Genomic DNA, 16434 nt, shown 5'->3' on the forward strand with positions numbered 1-16434 from the left:
TTGGTATTGTTGTTGCATTTTTATTTGAAAATTTGAATCAAAATATGCACATTTGCATGTTTGTTTTTCGAAAGTAAAGAACCAATTTTTAATTTCATCGTTCTTACTAAAAAAACCACATTAAAAAAGCTAACTTTCTATGAATCAATCTACTTACAAATCTATAAATACCTCACAAGCAACTCCATCAAAAGTGATTGCTCTTCCTAGACCAACTCTACAAGCTGTTCTGATGAATTACCTTTCAATATTGCTTTCCTTAAATCTAAAGGAGCAAGGCGTAAGAAATAGTAAGAAAATATTTTTACTATTATCTTTAGTAGCTGTTTTCTTCATTTTAGGAGTTTCAACGGCTTTTGCCCAAGACGATTTTGTAGAAGATCCAATGGGAAATTCAGCTATTTGGCAGAAATTAACTGAAAATCCAACAGACTCTACGCTTTGGGAAAATTACTATGGCAAATCTTGGAGTGCAATGAACAAAAAAGAAGCTAGTAAAGTAAATAGTTGGAAACAGGAACTGATGCTTCGTAAATTAGCTAGTAATGATGCCGTTATTGGTTTTGTAATTACTGATGAAATTGATGAAGGTTTTTTTATTGATGAGGCTGCATTTAGAGAATTTGAAGCGCAGATTCAGACAGCTAAAGCAAGTGGACAGGCAGCAACAATTACATTTAAAGATGTGCAGGGTTTGGAGGCTATTATTATGCCTGAATGGGAAGGAATGGCAGATTTGAAACAAAATATTGCAGAAAATTTTGTCATTTTGGAAGATATGTACAAGGATATTTTCTCTGAACAAGGTATTGAATTTCAAAACTATGATGCAGTACATCCAGATGGGAAATATAATCAGATAAAATGGATTGAGGAGTTAGATGGAAAGCTTCGCAAGGCAAAAGAAAAGCAACTTTCTGAACTCAAGAAAAAATATAATATGAATTAAAATTAATCTTCAAATAAACACATTCATATAAATCGATATACATTTTATTAAACTTATTCTTATTTTTTTTGTTACCTTAAAAGGTGAGTACTCTTTCTTATAACTTTTTTATATAAAAGTATAATTTTTACGGAAAGAAATTTTTAGCTTACTTCTTATTTCTATGGAATCATTGTTTTCTCAAAACTTGATTTCTACATTTTTTCAACTTGATTTATATATTATGCAATTATCAGAACAACAGAATAATGGTACTGTCTTAAATGACATTGAGCAAGTAGCTAATACAGACTATTATACTATTTCTTATTCGTATTCAAAAAATCGTTTTTATCTTACAATTAGAGGTTTTTGGAAAAATCCTGATGTAATTTCTAATTACGTAAATGATTGGAGGAAAGCAATGCTTTTGGCAATTCCTAATTTTACATTACTTACAGATGCTACAAATGCAGAAACATATCCACCTTCTGTAATGACTGTTCATAATGAAGCTCAACAAGTGGTAATAGATGCAGGACTTATGCAGGTAGCTGAAGTTCTTCCAAAAAGTGCATTTTTAAAATTTCAAGCTGAGTTATTGAGTGAGAATAGTCAAATGCCTTGCTCAAAATTTAATAACATTGAATTAGCAGAAGAGTGGCTAGATAGTTTGAGAAAAGAAAATATAGTTTAATTCTATTAAAAGAGATATTTATTTGGAACTTTTAGAATATTTATTTTCCCTCCGTATTCATTTTTTAGATTTTTGAGAATGTTTTTTTCTTTCGTATTTTTCGTATAAAAATTTAATTGGACGAACGGAGCAGAGTGAGCTAAAGCAAATAAAAAGTTTTCAGTTTCTATAATTGATTTGTTGGGAAGTTTGTGTCGAATGGCTAGTTTATTTTTTCTGATAATATACAAACTGTTATCAGAAGGAGTTTTTGAATTATTTATTAAGCTTTTATTTTTGAGATGATTAGTTTCAAAGGTTTTTACATATTCTATCGCATCAATTTCTTGAAAAGAATAAAAATACTCTCCTTTTAGCTCAATTCCTTTTTCAGTAATTTTTACTTTTTTGATATTGACACCAAATGTTTCTCTAAAAGTAGTTGTTTTGGCTAGAAAACCGAATAAAATTGATAAAGTTAGAGCAGAAAAAGTAGTAATATAGAAAGCTGTTTCTTTGAATAATTTAGGAAAAAGCACAAGAAGAACTGAGGCTGAAATAGTTGTAAGTATAACTTGTAAGGTTTCGCTAGAAGAATAATCAGAAAATTCGAAATTAAATTTCTCTCTTTTTTTAGCAAAAAATGAACTAGCTTGTCTAGGAATAAAATCAAGTGTTTCAGACTGGTTACAATGTTTCAGATTCATGTACTCCCAACTTTCTTTCAAAAAAACTGACTGACAAGCAGCACAAAAAACAATTTCATCATTTGCTTTTATATTATCTCCAGTTACTCCATCTTTTCTTCCTATAACATGAGAATGATGTTGAGTATCTAATTTATGTATATTGATATTCATTTTTATTCTGTTGTTGGGTACTTGTGAGTTTCTACAAATAACTATATAGTCAGAAAAGATGTGTCTTTTCTCTACTTTGAAAAATTATCCTATTTTAAAGCCCAAAACAAGTACATCATCCACTTGGTCTTCTTCTTTTTTCCAGTCAAGAAAATAGTTTTCTAGTTTTTCTTTTTGTTTTGTGTCTTCCAAATCAGCTATTTCTACGAAGAGTTTTTTCATTTTTTTCTTCATAAGTTTTCTGCCTTTTTTTCCTCCAAATTGGTCTTGGTAGCCATCTGTACATAAGAAAAAAGTAGTAGGTTGGTCTATTTGTAGTGTATGTGTTTCGTAAACCCTATCATTTTCATTTCTATTCCACCTTCCTCCAATAGGAGATTTTGCACCTGATATTTGCTTTAGTTTCTCATCTTGAACATAATACATTGGGTTTTTTGCTCCTGCAAATGCCATTGTTTTGGTATCGTGGTCATAGACACAGAGTGCCATATCCATTCCGTCTTGATTTTGCGTTTCTGATTGGCGTAAAGTCAATGAAACTTGCCCATGAAGATAAGATAAAATAAGCGCAGGGTCAGTTACTTTCTTTCCAAGAACGACATGGTTAAGCATATCACTTCCAATCATAGACATACACGCCCCTGGAACGCCATGTCCTGTACAATCCACAGCAGCAATAAATGTCTTACCTTTCATGTGTGTGAACCAATAAAAATCTCCACTCACAACATCACGAGGAAGCCAAAGAACAAAGGCTTCATCAAAAGAGTTTTTGATTTCGTTTATGGGTGGTAACATCGCACGTTGAATACGACTTGCATAATTTATACTTGATGTAATATTTTTGTTCTGAGCATTGATTGCCTTACTCTGCTCTGCAATCTGTTGATATGATTTTGCATTTACGAGCGCAATTGCTGCATAAACAGCGACATTTCGGATAATATGTAGATGATTTTTATTATAACTACGTTTCTCAAAACTTTGAACTGTCAGAACACCTATTGTATCTTCTTTATAAATAATGGGTACATAAATAAGCGATTCTGGTATTTCGCCTTCTATGATTTCTATTTCGTGATTTGGAATGTAATTATTGTATTCTAACTCCAAATCATCAACCTTAAACTCAGCATTTTCATTGAAACAATAAGAAGGTAAATTATCCTCACTTAAAGATGTATGATGAAAAGGTAATGTTTCTCCTTTTTCTTTTGCATTAATAAAATCAAGTCTATTTTCTTCTTTATTGTGAATACCAATACTAAAAACAGAGGCATCTAAGAGTTCGTTTATAGATTCATAAACCATTTCAATAATCATTTCTACAGACAAATGAGAGGTAATTTGCTTTCCTACATCACTCAAAAGGTTTACATTTTTGTAAGCTGTTTGTACTAACTTCTGTTGTTCTTCTAAGCGTTCGTTTTGTTGTAAAATTTCTTCATTTTGTTGGTTTACTTCTTCATTTTTTTCCTTTAGCTGTGAAGTTCTTTGGTTTACTAAATTTTCCAATTGTTTACTCCGTAGCTCTATTGTCTTGATTCTGTGTCTATAAAAACCTACTGAAGCTCCTAGTACAATCAGCCCACAAAGTGAAATAAACCACCAACTTCTCCAAAAAGGAGGCGACACACTTATTTTCAATGTTTTTTCTTCCCCCTCAATATTATCACTATTGATTACTTTTACTCTGAATGTATAATTTCCTGCTGGCAAATTGGTATAAGTAGCTTGTCTGATAGATTTGGTTTTGTTCCATTCCTTATCAAAACCTTCTAGTTTGTAGAGATAAGTATCATATTCAGGTTTATTGAAGTTGGGAGAGACAAACTCTAGAGTAATTATTTTATCTTCGTAAGTAAGTTTGAGCTTTTCAAGGTTGTTGAGTGCTTTTGGCAATAGTACCCTTTCTTCTTTTTCTTGATTTACTTTTATTGCTTCTCCAAAAACTTTAAGTTTTGTCAAGATTACTTTACGGCTTTCTGTATTGGCTTTAATATTCTTAGGGTAAAAAGAGTTTAGTCCTTCTATACCTCCAAAAAACATTTCTCCATCTGCTGCTTTATAAAATGCTCCTGTATTAAACTCCAAACTTTGTAACCCATCTCTAGTATCATAGACAATTATTCGTCTGTCGTCAGGAATATCTTGGCTGTTTTTGTCATTTAGAAATTTGAAAAGACCTCTATTTGTACTAAACCAAAGGTTGTCCTCTTCATCTGCCAAAATTCCATAAATTGCATAATTGGCTAGTTCATTTCTCTCCCCCCAATGCTCAAAAGTTTCGGTTTCTTTATTCATTTTATTAAGACCATTGGTTGTGCCTATCCATAAATTTCCTTTTGAGTCTTCTGTCATAGAATGAACTGTATTGCTACTGATAGAGGTAGTATCTTTTATATCAGAAGTATAAAAAACAAAATCTGTAGGTTGATTTTCTATGTTTTTTACTACTTTAACAACTCCTTTATTGGTACTGAGCCAAAGTGTATTTTCAGCATCTTCATAAATATGCCAAATTTCAGTATCTTCTAAATATACTTTTGCAGTATAACCTAATTTATTTTCGTTTGTGATAGGAGTAGGTATAAGCTGATAAATTCCTTCGAAACTGGCTAACCAAATGGTGTTTTTGGAATCTTGTAGAATATATAACAATGTAGTTTGTATAGAGGAAGAATCATTTTCATTGGGTAGAAGAGAGATAAATTCAGCCCCTTTTTCTTCTGAAAAGCTACTCATTTTTGTAATGATAGAAGCCACAACAAACCAAAGCTCTCCACTTTTGGTTTGAGCAATCGAATAAGCTCCCTGTTCTGGGTAGTCTGTTTCTTTATTCCCTTTTAAGATATTATAGTAAGAAATTTGGTTAGTCGAAGTTGTATCTCTACTCCTATCTATCCTAGAAACGGCTTTATCTGTTCCCACCCAAACAATACCTTTATTATCTTTCAAGACAGTCCATATATTTTTATCTGCTAAAGAGTTTTTATTATTTTTTTCAGCTTTATATAATTGAAAACGACTTGCTAATGGATTGTGTTTTAGAAGCCCTGCATCTCTAGTTCCTATCCAAATTGTTCCATTTTTAGAAGGGTATAGAGCCTGTACCAATCCTATTTCAGAAACTGAAGTATAATAAGAAATGACAGCATCAGATTGAGGAAAAATACTGTAAAGTAAATCATCGGAAGTAGCCCATATTTCTCCCTCTTGAGTTTCGTTTATTTTATAAACTGAATAAGCTTCATCATTAGGTAACAAAAAATGTTGAAAATTATTTTCAGAGGGCTGGTAAAGATTTATACAACTATATGTGCCTATCCAAACTCTATTTTTTTTATCTTGATAAATATCAGTAATTCTACGTCCAAAAACCTTTGAAGTATTTTCTACTGTCATAGTAGAGTAGTATAATTCCTTGGGTTTTCTATTAGTGTTCCAAACATTTATACCTTTTACTGTTCCTATCCAAAGCTGATTCTGATTATCGATAAGTAAACTCGTGATTTCATTATCTGCTAAAAGCAAACTATCTTTTTCTTGAGCAAAGTAGTTTGTGAAGGTTTCGTTTTTTATATCTAGCTTACTTAATCCTTTTGTAGTTCCCACCCAAATACATTCTTGATTTTTATCTTCTCTGATAGCCGTGATGTAATTATGAACAAGGGTATTTTGGTTTTTATCATCACTACGATAGGTCTTGAACTGATTGGTGTTTTTGTCATATACACACAGCCCATTAACTGTTCCTATCCAAATTTTTCCTGTTGTATCTTCATATAGTCTTCTAATTTCATTGTCAGGAATGGTAGTCGAATCGCTACGAATATGCTTATAAATCGTAAATTTCTGTCCATCATAACGATTCAGTCCATCATCAGTAGCAATCCATACAAAACCGTCTCTGTCTTCCAAAACATCATTAACTGTGCTTTGGGACAAACCATTTTGAATATTAAAAGCCTCTACTTCTAATGTTTTGCTATTTGGTAGCTGTTGAGAAAAAGCAAAGTGAACAAGAAAAAAAAGAGTAATTGAAAAAAAACATCGCATCATATAATTCTATTTCATAAATATCAAGACCTATAAATATAATCGTTTGTTTGTATGCGAACAAATTAATTTTTAGTAAATCTTAAAAAAATAGAATATAATTTTGATTTAATTCATTTTCACTTCTTTTATATCCCTTAATTTTGCCTCTACCTCTTCCAAAACTTTCAAACGAACAGATAATTTTATTTGGCAAGTGTTGGTAAACTCTTGTTCTGCTATCTCTAAGTCATAATCCTTTATTAGTTTCATCACATCATTCATTCCCAAATACTCAAAGGAAAAAGAGACCGTTTCTGTGATGATTTTCTCTTCAATTTCTGCATTCTCTAAGGCTTCCCAAGTAGAAGTTTTATACGCATTTATGAGACCACTTACACCTAGTTTTGTTCCTCCGAAATACCTAATTACGATAACTAAAGTATCTGTAACATTAAAGGATTTTATCTGATTTAAAATAGGTGTTCCTGCTGAATGGTTGGGTTCTCCGTCGTCGTTGGCTCTCCAAAGCTCTCCGTCTTGTCCTAATTGGTAGGCATAACAATGATGACGAGCATCGTAGTATTTTTTTCTTATTTCTTCTAGTCGTTCTTTTACTTCCTCTTCTGTCTTGACCTGAAATGCAAAGGCTATAAACTTGCTTCCTTTTTCTTTGTATTCTCCTTCTGAAGGTTCTTTTATTGTTAAAAATGTGTCAATCATTGAATAAAGTTAAGTTTTAGAAGTAAATACAAATACTATTAGGTAGGATTGGCGAGTGATTTATATGATCTTTATGATGAAAGGCAGGGTGAATGCGAATACTTTTTAAATACGAAAGTATGGAGAATGAAATTGCATTTTCATTCCACCAACTCCCATTTCCTAAACTCTATTTCCACCAACAAAAACCTGTTCAATCAAATTACTACCAAATGAATAGGGAAGAAAAGCAAGTGAAGGTATTTTTTTTGTAAGAATCAAATTTGCATCTGTATTTTTACGAATAACTCCATGTGTTTTTTCTAGCTCAATAGCATAAGCTGCATTTAATGTAGCTGCATTAATGACTTCCTCTGGTGTCATTTGCATATGAATACAGGAAAGTGAAAGCACAAAAGGCATATTTCCAGACGGAGAACTTCCTGGGTTGTAGTCTGTTGCCAATGAAACAGGCAGACCACTCTCAATCAGTTTTCTAGCAGGAGCATATTCCAAACGCAAGAAAAAAGCTGTACTTGGTAAAAGTGTTGGCATAGTTTGATTATTATTTTTAGCAGAATTAAGAAGAGAATTTATCTCGTCTTCTCCCATATGTTCTAGGTGGTCGACACTTCTTGCGCTATGTTTTACTCCTATTTGAACACCTCCAGAAGTATCTAATTCGTTGGCATGTAGTTTTGCTTTTAACCCATATTTTGTAGCTACATTTAATATTCTATCAGTTTCTTCTACCGTAAAAAATCCTCTATCGCAAAAAACATCACAATAATCGGCTAAGTTTTCATCGGCTACTTGTGGAATCATCTCATTGACAAGCAAATCCATATAACTTTCTCTTGAAATTTCCTTTGGGAAAGCATGTGCGCCCAAAAAAGTAGCTTTTATTTCTATTGGGGAAATTTCTTTTAACTTTTGGATTACTCGCAACATTTTCAACTCATCGTTTAAAGTAAGTCCGTAACCACTTTTTATTTCGGCTGCTCCTGTTCCAAACCCTATCATTTCTAAAAGTCTTTGATGAGCAGCTTCATATAACTCTTCTTCTGATGTTTGTTGTAGTTTTTTGGCAGAATTGAGTATTCCTCCTCCCCTTTTGGCTATTTCTTCGTAAGTCAAGCCATTTATTCGGTCTTCAAATTCTTTTTCACGGCTTCCTGCATAAACGATATGCGTATGAGAATCTACGAAAGAAGGTAAGACAAATTTTCCTGAGGCATCTATTTTTTCTATCTCTGTATTATCTAGCCAAAATGCTTTCTGCTCATCGTTCATTTCCTGCATTTTGCCAAACTCCTTAATTTTCCCATTTTCTACAAAAAGAAAAGCATTTTCGATGCTTGGCAGTTCTTGCATTTGTTTTCCTGCACGAAACGAAGGTGTTTTTTGGCGTTGCTTTTCTACTTGAACTAATGATTTGATATTTAGGAATAAGGTTGATTTAGTTTTCATCGGATTGAATAGTCTTTGTATATCTATAATAAATGATTAGTACAAAAATACAAATCAAAAGGGAAAAAGCTATTCTATCTAGTTTAAGATTATACTCTAAGGTAATACTTTAGGTGTGAATATAACCTAGAATACATCAAAAGAACAATAATTAAATTTAGGTTTAAATATTCTTTCAAGACCAATTTTGTACGAAATAGTACAGAAAAGGTTTATCAAACTCTATTAGTTAGATTTTTTGGGTTACGATTCAATACAAGGTAAATTGACTGTAAAAATAGAACCTGCATATTCTTCACTTTCTAAATGAATTGTTCCTTTTAGTTTTTTGATAGCATTATGAACAATATATAACCCTAAACCACTTCCCTTAGCTTGTTCACTGGCACGAATAAACATATCAAAAATAGTAGCTTGATATTGCTTCGGAATACCAATACCATTATCTAAAAATTCCATTTCAATTCCTGTTGCTGTATCTTTTACTGTAACCTGCACAAATGAGTTATCAAAAGAGCGTTTTGAATATTTAATGCCATTTTCTATAAAATTCTGAATGATAGTATAAAGCAAACTCTCATCTGTAGAGAACTCCTTCTTGCAGTTTATATTTATTTTAAACTCTATGTTTTGGTAGTTTTCATAAAAAGAAAAAGTAGGGATAATATTATCAATAAGTTGCTTGAAATCAATTACTTTCATATTTAATTTTCCCTGCTTAATAGAAGATACTTTAGTCAAATCCTTAATTAGTTCGCTAAGTTTTTTGACAGAAGTTTCTATCATATTTGTATATTGTTGAACAGTTGTGTCTTCACTTTTTTCTATCCTGAATAGATTTAGAACTCCTTCCACTGAGCTAATAGGACCTTTTAGGTCATGAGAAGCACGATAAAGTAACTGCTCCATTTCTTTATTGACAGAAACGATTTCATTTTGAGCTATTTTGAGTGAGTTTACGTCTGCAACTGCCAAAATAGTACCTAAAGATTCTACTTGGTCAGCTTTTATAGGGTTACTGCTTATCCACGCCCAAAGACTATCTCCTGATTTTCTGCGCAACTGAAGTTCATATTGCTCTGGTTTTATTTTTATTCGATTTTGGATTGCAGCATGTGATTCAGTATCAATTTCTTTTGCAAAAAGGAGTTTATCAATTGTTTTTCCAATTAACTCACCTTGAACGTGTCCTAAAAGCTCCAAAACTCGCTCATTTACATATACAATTTCATCTTTACTATTCAAAACAATAATTCCTTCACGCATCGTATCAATGAGTGTTCTATATTTTTGTTCGCTCTGTTTTATCTTTCTCTCTGAGCGTTTGCGTTCACTAATATCACGCATCACAACAGCAATAGAGGTCGCTTCATGGGTTTCATTTAGTTTTATAGGAAAAAAAGAAACAGCGACATCCAGCGGCATGTATTTCCTTCTATTAATTATTCGAAGTTCTGTTTCCCAAGATTCATTTCTAGGGAATTGAAAAACTTCCATTTTTATTTTTTCTTGTGAAGAACGAGTAAAATATTCTAAAATATTTGTACCTATTATTTTTTCTATTTTTTGATTTTTTATGGTAGTTTTGTCCTCTATACCTAAGAGTTCTTTACCTGCCTCATTTATGAATTTTATGGTGCCATTTTTATTAGTCAAACCAATAAGTTCGTGGCTACTTCCAATGAGAGAGATGAGCCTCTGATTTTCTTCTTTTGCAATTTTCTCTTGTGTAATATCTCTAGCCACTCCCAAAAAGCCAGTTAGATTACCAAGGTTATCTACCTGTGGATTGATACGTTCTTCAAGCCATAAGTATTTTTTTTCTGTATGGTGCAAAATTTTGAAAGTACGTGAAACCTTGGTTTGTCTCAAAACTGCTTGTTGCATTGTTTCTATTACATGCCTTCTATCTTCAGGATGAATGACACGCATCCAAGGAATAAAACCTCTATCAAAAAAATCAAGAGGATAATTAAGAACAGACTGCAAGTGTTCACTCACAAAAGTAAGTTGGTATGTTCCTGTATTTGGGTTTATTCCAACAGCATACACAATCTCATCAATATTATTAAGCAGTTGTTTGTACTCTTGTTTATTTTTTACGATTGCTTCTTCATTTCGTTTTTGCTCCGTGATATTTCTCACAATCATAAGTATTTCGCCTTGTGTACTAAGGTTCATCCGAGCTTCTAAATGAAGTAACTCATTACCACTTGTTAAATGGTTATATTGTATTGACTGTGGTTTTTTTGTTGATAATGTTTTTTGAATAGTTTTTTCGACTTTGCCAGAAACCATTAATAAAAAAACATCTCCTATTTTCTTATTGATAGGATTTTTAAGGTTATAAAAATCTTGTTGATCAGCTTTATAGTCTAAGATAGTTCCATCTTCGGCAAGTAAAAACATTTGGTCTGGAATGGTATCTAATAAAGCTTTATTTTTAGATTCGCTTTGCCTAAGCTGTTCTTGATTTTGTTTTGCTTTTGTTATATCTGAAGCAATGAGAGCAAAACCTGTAACTTCATCATCAGTGACCATAGGAGCAATTCTGATACTGAGCCACGTAGTACGAGATTTAGTAGCATAATTATAAAAAAGACTTTCAAAACGCCCTATATTTTTGCTTTCAAAAACCTCCTCAAATATTTTTTGTAATTTTCCTTTTTCATCAGACATAATTAGATCATAGACATTCCTACCCATCATTTCCGAAATAGAAGTTTCACTTGGAGTACGATTGATATACTGTATATTTCCATCTAAATCAACATGTAAAACATAGTCAGGTGCAAATTTGATAAGTGAACGCCATTTATCTTCATTCTGACGGCTTTTTGTAATGTCTGTAAACTGAAGTAAAAAATGTTTTTTATTATCAATTTGCATCATCTGAACAGCCATTTTGACCCAAAAGAATTTGCCTTCTTCTTTCCTTCTCATCTTCATCTCAAAGGTTCTTACAGTTCCTCTTCTACGTGTACGACTACGAATTTGAGACAAATCAGTAGTGCTTATTAAAAGATTAATAGAGTGATTCAGAATATTCTCTTTATCGTACTTAAAGGATTTTAAAAAGGTTTCGTTAGCTACTTGTATTTTATTATCTACTGCCGAAAAAATAAGAGTAGGTGAAGGCAAAAGTTCAGCACATTTATAAATTAATGCATCATTGGTAGAGTCAGAGGTAGAATCAATAGCTTTTTCATTAGGTTGCCCCAAATTAATTTGAGTAAGCATTCCTGCTGTTCCTATTAATTTATTGCCTTCTTTTAAGGCTGTAATTTGAAGTCGATAAAAATGGTCATCATGATTAACAATAGAATAAAAATCACTTCCTAGAAAAACATCAGCATGAGCTTGAGCAGAAAAAATCCATTGATTATCTTCTTCTTCTAGTTCCCAAACTGTTTTTTTGATAATTCTTGAAATATCTATTTCAAACTTATTTAATAAAGCACCAATAATATTTTCTACTACAAGCTCGGCATTCGTTTGCCAAACTAACACAGGCAGATGAGCCAACCAAGCAAATTGGTTAGTAGTTAAGGTATCTGAATTTGTTGAAAGTGGATTGAATTTTGGACTTTCCATGTTTTAAATAATGCCTGTTCTAATAAATCTATTATCTCATTATTTTTCTATACTTTCTCAATATAAAATATAGTTAGACAAAATACGTAATTTTTTTTAGTATTTTTATTTTTACAAATGTATAATGCTTTTTTTACCGAAAAAACTTAAACTTCATTTATTTTTTAAGCAAAAGATTAAGAGAGTAAATAAGGTAAGTTTCAATTCGAAATATAATTTTCACTAATTTAAAACTTCAATCTCATCTGAATACGAACATCATTTCTCAAGTCTCCATTAATTCGTTCTAATCCAGAGCCAATACTTTCTTGATTTCTGTATTTTGTATATGCCCATTTCGCCCAAATATCAATTTTCTTTCCTACCTTAAACTGAACCATATAAAAATTGCGAAAACCACGCCCGTAATAAGCTGGAATAAAAAAATAATACAAAACATCTTTTTCATAAACATACTGACGGTTTTCATAATCATCAGTATCAAAAAGCGCAAAACGAGTAGAAAAACGAACTTTACCAAAATCTAAATTAACATCTTGTACAATTACATAACCCTGCGTAGGTGCTGCTTCGTGTTCGTAGGAACTAAACTGAACTCTAGCACGAAGTGAAACAATTTCTTCTGCTCTGTAATTACAATTGAGTTGATAATTTCTTCGTGTATAAGGGGTAACTTTATTGAAGTTGGAGTTTGTGTTATTGTCTTCACTTCTAACATTTCTCTCTCTTACTTCTTGTCTAAACTGTCCGTAAAGTTGAATAGCACGAGAAGGACGATAGGTCAGACGAGCCAAATATTCGTGTCCACCTGAAGGCGCATCCACCAAAAAACGCATCCACGGAAAACGAAAACGGTCGTAATAAGCAGCAAGTTGCCATTTTTTGGAAGGAGAGTATTTTATTCCCCAATAAAAACCTTGTTCATTTATCGGACGAGAACCTTCTCCAAAAGCTGCTCCATAAAAGGTGTGAAAATCTCTGCCATAACTACGTGCCAATAAGGACATTTCTAATGGACGAGCGAGAGAAAGAATTACACCAGAAATAAGTCCCATTCCACCACTTTTCGAACGTGCAACCTCTCCAAAAAAACTCATATTTCGCCAAGCGTATGAATAATTCATACCAAAATTGTAATTATTTTTTCCATTAAATTCAAAACGGTTATATAACCTGTCATTTCTTTGTAACGTTTTGTTATAAGAAGTATAAGAGAATGTTGCTCCTAACTCTAAGTTATTTTGCTTGTCTTTATAGGTAATATTTCCACCTGCATCAGTGCGTATAAAATTATCTTTTTTCTCTATTTCGCTTGGTGTTCTGTGAAAGCCTGTTGCGATAAGGGAGCTAATCAAATCTCCTTCTTGTCCATCATTTAATGTATCCAAAGCAAGACGACTTGCACCTCCATCTTCTCCTACTCTTGAATAATATCCTGTAATATCAAATTGTCCTGTTGTGTAAGTTGCTGCTGCACCACGTTGAAAGCCAGTTTCCAAAACAGAAGTGTATGGTCGGATTCCTTGTGTACTTCGACGAACCGTATTGATGGTTTCAGAGCCTTTTCCTGCTGCAAAACCTGCTCCCATTATCAACCCCTGCCCAAATGAAAGTTGATAATCTCCTAAGGCAAGTGTTTTGAATTTTCCTTGATTTTGTAAGACCACATGAGCTGAAAGAAAATCAAAACCATATCTTTTTGTTTCTCTATCCCAAATAAACTGTTCTCCTGCATCTTTTTCAAGCGTAAAACCAATACTAAAATCGTTGAGGTGTGAAATTCTCATACGTGTATAAACTCTGTCAGGTGACCCTACATAGCGAGTTGCACCTGTCGTATCGCTAGTATAACCTCTCTGCTCTTCCAAAACTCGGCTATAACGAACCAAAAGTGTTTTGTTTTTTTCTGCCAAAATTCGTTGAAAAAGATTTCTTGTGTCTTGTTGAAGAGTGCTTTCTGTGATGGTAATAAATGGCAAAACTCTTTCAATAGTAATAGCGTCCCATGAAGGAATTGATTGAACCTCATAAATACTAAGTAGTTTTCCATATTTCTCTCTATGCTCCAAGAAGTCTTCAATTTGGCGTTCGGAAAGTAAAAATGTACTTATCAAATCATTTCTGTCAGCTCTGTTCAAATCTAAAGGCTGAATGAAATATTGAAATAGAGACTCATATAAATCACTATAATCAACATCATCTTCTGGAACTGGAAAAAGCTCTTGTACCAAGACATCAAAATCAGCCTTTTCAGAACTGTACCTTTTTGGGATGTCAAAATCTATAGGCTTATTTATTGGAGGTGTTGTGTTTATCGTTGTGTCGTTGGTAACCGTATTTATATTGATTTGAGCAAAAACAGTATTTCCAAAAATATTAAAGAATAAGACCAGTAAAATAATTACGAAAAGAGCCACACGAATCCAAATTCCTAAAGAAACTTTAGTAGATTGCTCTTCTTTATAGTCAGAAATGAATTGTTCATTATATCCATGAAATTTACTAAAATGGTCGTCTTGAAAACGCACTTTTTTTCTTTGTTCTGCTTGTCTTTCGCCTGAAATAGAATGGGGGGCAGAGCTTAAATCTTTGCGTGGTTGTCCTGCTTGTTCGCTCATTTTACGTCTAAAATTGAATCTAAAAACTATTACAAAATCTAAGATAGAATAAATTAAGCTATTTTTTAATAAAAAAACGCAACAACAGTCATTTTGAACCATTTTTATTAAATTCTTTTCAAACTAACCTCAATGGAGTTTTTTACGTTCAAGGTTTTATATTTGGTTATTTCAACTAACGATTTATTTATTTTTTAATTCAACTTATATAAATTATGGGATTTTTTTGGTCAATTATTATCGGAATCTTGGCAGGTTTTATTGCTGGTAAGCTTATGCGTGGAAAAGGTTTGGGCTTGATTGTTAATTTAATTGTCGGAATTATTGGTGCTTCTATTGGAGGTTGGATTTTTACAAAACTCAATATTATGGTAGAAGCAGGATTTGTAGGAAGCCTCATTACTTCAACAGTAGGAGCTGTAGTCTTACTTTTTGTAATAGGAATTTTTACTGGAGGGAATAGGAAAAGATAGTTTGTGTCTTTTCTTATAAAATTTTTTCAAAAGCCTTTATAATTATTTATGAAGGTTTTTTTTAAAACAAATATTTTTTTGCTATAAAACCTTACCTTTGCGAATTACTTTTTTTCAACCCACTTCAAAAGATTATTTTATGCAAAAGCGCAATTATTTCATTCATCTAATTTTTATAGTATTTATTTCTTTATTTATATCAGCTTGTCAAGACATACAAGAGGAAGTTGAAGATGGAATAGACGAAATAGACGACGAAACAGAATTTTCTTGCTTTACTACTCGTATCAATTACTATGATGAAAATGATGAACTGACAAGATATTCTAATAGAGCTTATACGCAGGACAAAAAAATGCTTTATGATTCAACATTTAATGCTGATGATAATTCTGTAAGAACAGTTGAATCTTACACCTATGATGGAAGGTCTCTTGTAGTAAGAAATTACAGAACTCGTAGTGGACAATTTGCTTTATTACATGAATATTTTTACGAAGAAGATAAACTTTTGAAAATAGTAGATTACGATATAGATAGAAATGTATTGGTAAATAGTATCCATATTTATACAGGAGAACTTCTGACAAAAATAGAATACTATAATGGCGATAACGAACCTACAGGTTTACTTATTAATGAGTATGATGGTCAGAATATTATAAAGAGAACTTCTTATGGTGCTAATAATGAATTGATAAATTCGAGAAGGTATGAGTATCAGTCAAATGTTTTGGTCAAAGAAAGTCTATATGATGCTAATGAAGAATTGGTAAAGTATTATTTGATTAGTGACCAAAATAACACAATCACTAAACAAGCCTATGATGAAGAGGGAAATATTCTTTCAGAAAAAACAGTGCGGAGATATGATTCAAACAATAATACTATCTACTCTTTAAATCAATTTGAAGTTGGTAACTATTCAGAATCAAACTATACCATATCATATAATGAATATGATTATATTATTGGTTTTGTTATTCAAACAACAAGATTTACTAATGGAACTATTCTTTTTCAAAGTTATACAAGAAGAGAGGATGTAAATGTAGAGTGCTATTAAAATTAAAGT

Annotated in this window: 10 protein-coding genes; 4 read left to right on the top strand and 6 right to left on the bottom strand. The window is 32.0% G+C overall.

Annotated features, from left to right (window positions below):
• The first annotated feature begins 139 nt into the window (after nucleotides 1-139).
• Together WAF17_RS21750 and WAF17_RS21755 are read left to right on the top strand one after the other, a co-directional pair.
• Nucleotides 140-949 (top strand): hypothetical protein, encoded by an 810-nt coding sequence (locus WAF17_RS21750; protein ID WP_338764417.1) that lies wholly within the window; start codon nucleotides 140-142, stop codon nucleotides 947-949.
• Nucleotides 950-1112: 163 nt separating this feature from the next.
• Nucleotides 1113-1625: a hypothetical protein gene (locus WAF17_RS21755; RefSeq protein ID WP_338764418.1), complete on the top strand. Its 513-nt coding sequence runs from the start codon at nucleotides 1113-1115 to the stop codon at nucleotides 1623-1625.
• Between the two features lie 5 nt (nucleotides 1626-1630).
• Here the strand turns inward: WAF17_RS21755 and WAF17_RS21760 are convergent, their stop codons facing one another.
• From WAF17_RS21760 to WAF17_RS21785, 6 genes are all read right to left on the bottom strand, one after another.
• A complete protein-coding gene (locus WAF17_RS21760) occupies nucleotides 1631-2464 on the bottom strand; it encodes a hypothetical protein (protein ID WP_338764419.1) in 834 nt (277 codons plus the stop codon).
• Between the two features lie 84 nt (nucleotides 2465-2548).
• Nucleotides 2549-6526 carry a two-component regulator propeller domain-containing protein gene (locus WAF17_RS21765; protein WP_338764420.1) on the bottom strand — a complete coding sequence of 1326 codons (3978 nt, stop codon included), beginning with the start codon at nucleotides 6524-6526 and terminating at the stop codon, nucleotides 2549-2551.
• Nucleotides 6527-6631: 105 nt separating this feature from the next.
• A complete protein-coding gene (locus WAF17_RS21770) occupies nucleotides 6632-7225 on the bottom strand; it encodes a YigZ family protein (RefSeq protein ID WP_338764421.1) in 594 nt (197 codons plus the stop codon).
• A gap of 162 nt (nucleotides 7226-7387) precedes the next feature.
• Nucleotides 7388-8674: an imidazolonepropionase gene (gene hutI / locus WAF17_RS21775; protein WP_338764422.1), complete on the bottom strand. Its 1287-nt coding sequence runs from the start codon at nucleotides 8672-8674 to the stop codon at nucleotides 7388-7390.
• A 243-nt stretch (nucleotides 8675-8917) separates the two neighbouring features.
• Entirely contained in the window at nucleotides 8918-12268 is a 3351-nt protein-coding gene (locus WAF17_RS21780; protein WP_338764423.1) for a PAS domain S-box protein, read from the bottom strand.
• A gap of 227 nt (nucleotides 12269-12495) precedes the next feature.
• Entirely contained in the window at nucleotides 12496-14886 is a 2391-nt protein-coding gene (locus WAF17_RS21785; RefSeq protein WP_338764424.1) for a hypothetical protein, read from the bottom strand.
• Nucleotides 14887-15101: 215 nt separating this feature from the next.
• Here WAF17_RS21785 and WAF17_RS21790 point away from each other — a divergent pair, with 215 nt between their 5' ends.
• Together WAF17_RS21790 and WAF17_RS21795 are read left to right on the top strand one after the other, a co-directional pair.
• A complete protein-coding gene (locus WAF17_RS21790) occupies nucleotides 15102-15359 on the top strand; it encodes a GlsB/YeaQ/YmgE family stress response membrane protein (RefSeq protein ID WP_338764425.1) in 258 nt (85 codons plus the stop codon).
• A gap of 139 nt (nucleotides 15360-15498) precedes the next feature.
• Nucleotides 15499-16425 (top strand): hypothetical protein, encoded by a 927-nt coding sequence (locus WAF17_RS21795; protein ID WP_338764426.1) that lies wholly within the window; start codon nucleotides 15499-15501, stop codon nucleotides 16423-16425.
• Nucleotides 16426-16434 lie beyond the last annotated feature (9 nt).

Source organism: Bernardetia sp. ABR2-2B (assembly GCF_037126435.1).
Lineage (GTDB): Bacteria > Bacteroidota > Bacteroidia > Cytophagales > Bernardetiaceae > Bernardetia.

Bases quoted from the DNA above. Each gene is read 5' to 3' on its own strand.
- WAF17_RS21750 (WP_338764417.1), top strand. From the start codon at position 140: ATGAATCAATCTACTTACAAATCTATAAATACCTCACAAGCAACTCCA.
- WAF17_RS21755 (WP_338764418.1), top strand. From the start codon at position 1,113: ATGGAATCATTGTTTTCTCAAAACTTGATTTCTACATTTTTTCAACTT.
- WAF17_RS21760 (WP_338764419.1), bottom strand. From the start codon at position 2,464: ATGAATATCAATATACATAAATTAGATACTCAACATCATTCTCATGTT.
- WAF17_RS21765 (WP_338764420.1), bottom strand. From the start codon at position 6,526: ATGATGCGATGTTTTTTTTCAATTACTCTTTTTTTTCTTGTTCACTTT.
- WAF17_RS21770 (WP_338764421.1), bottom strand. From the start codon at position 7,225: ATGATTGACACATTTTTAACAATAAAAGAACCTTCAGAAGGAGAATAC.
- hutI (WP_338764422.1), bottom strand. From the start codon at position 8,674: ATGAAAACTAAATCAACCTTATTCCTAAATATCAAATCATTAGTTCAA.
- WAF17_RS21780 (WP_338764423.1), bottom strand. From the start codon at position 12,268: ATGGAAAGTCCAAAATTCAATCCACTTTCAACAAATTCAGATACCTTA.
- WAF17_RS21785 (WP_338764424.1), bottom strand. From the start codon at position 14,886: ATGAGCGAACAAGCAGGACAACCACGCAAAGATTTAAGCTCTGCCCCC.
- WAF17_RS21790 (WP_338764425.1), top strand. From the start codon at position 15,102: ATGGGATTTTTTTGGTCAATTATTATCGGAATCTTGGCAGGTTTTATT.
- WAF17_RS21795 (WP_338764426.1), top strand. From the start codon at position 15,499: ATGCAAAAGCGCAATTATTTCATTCATCTAATTTTTATAGTATTTATT.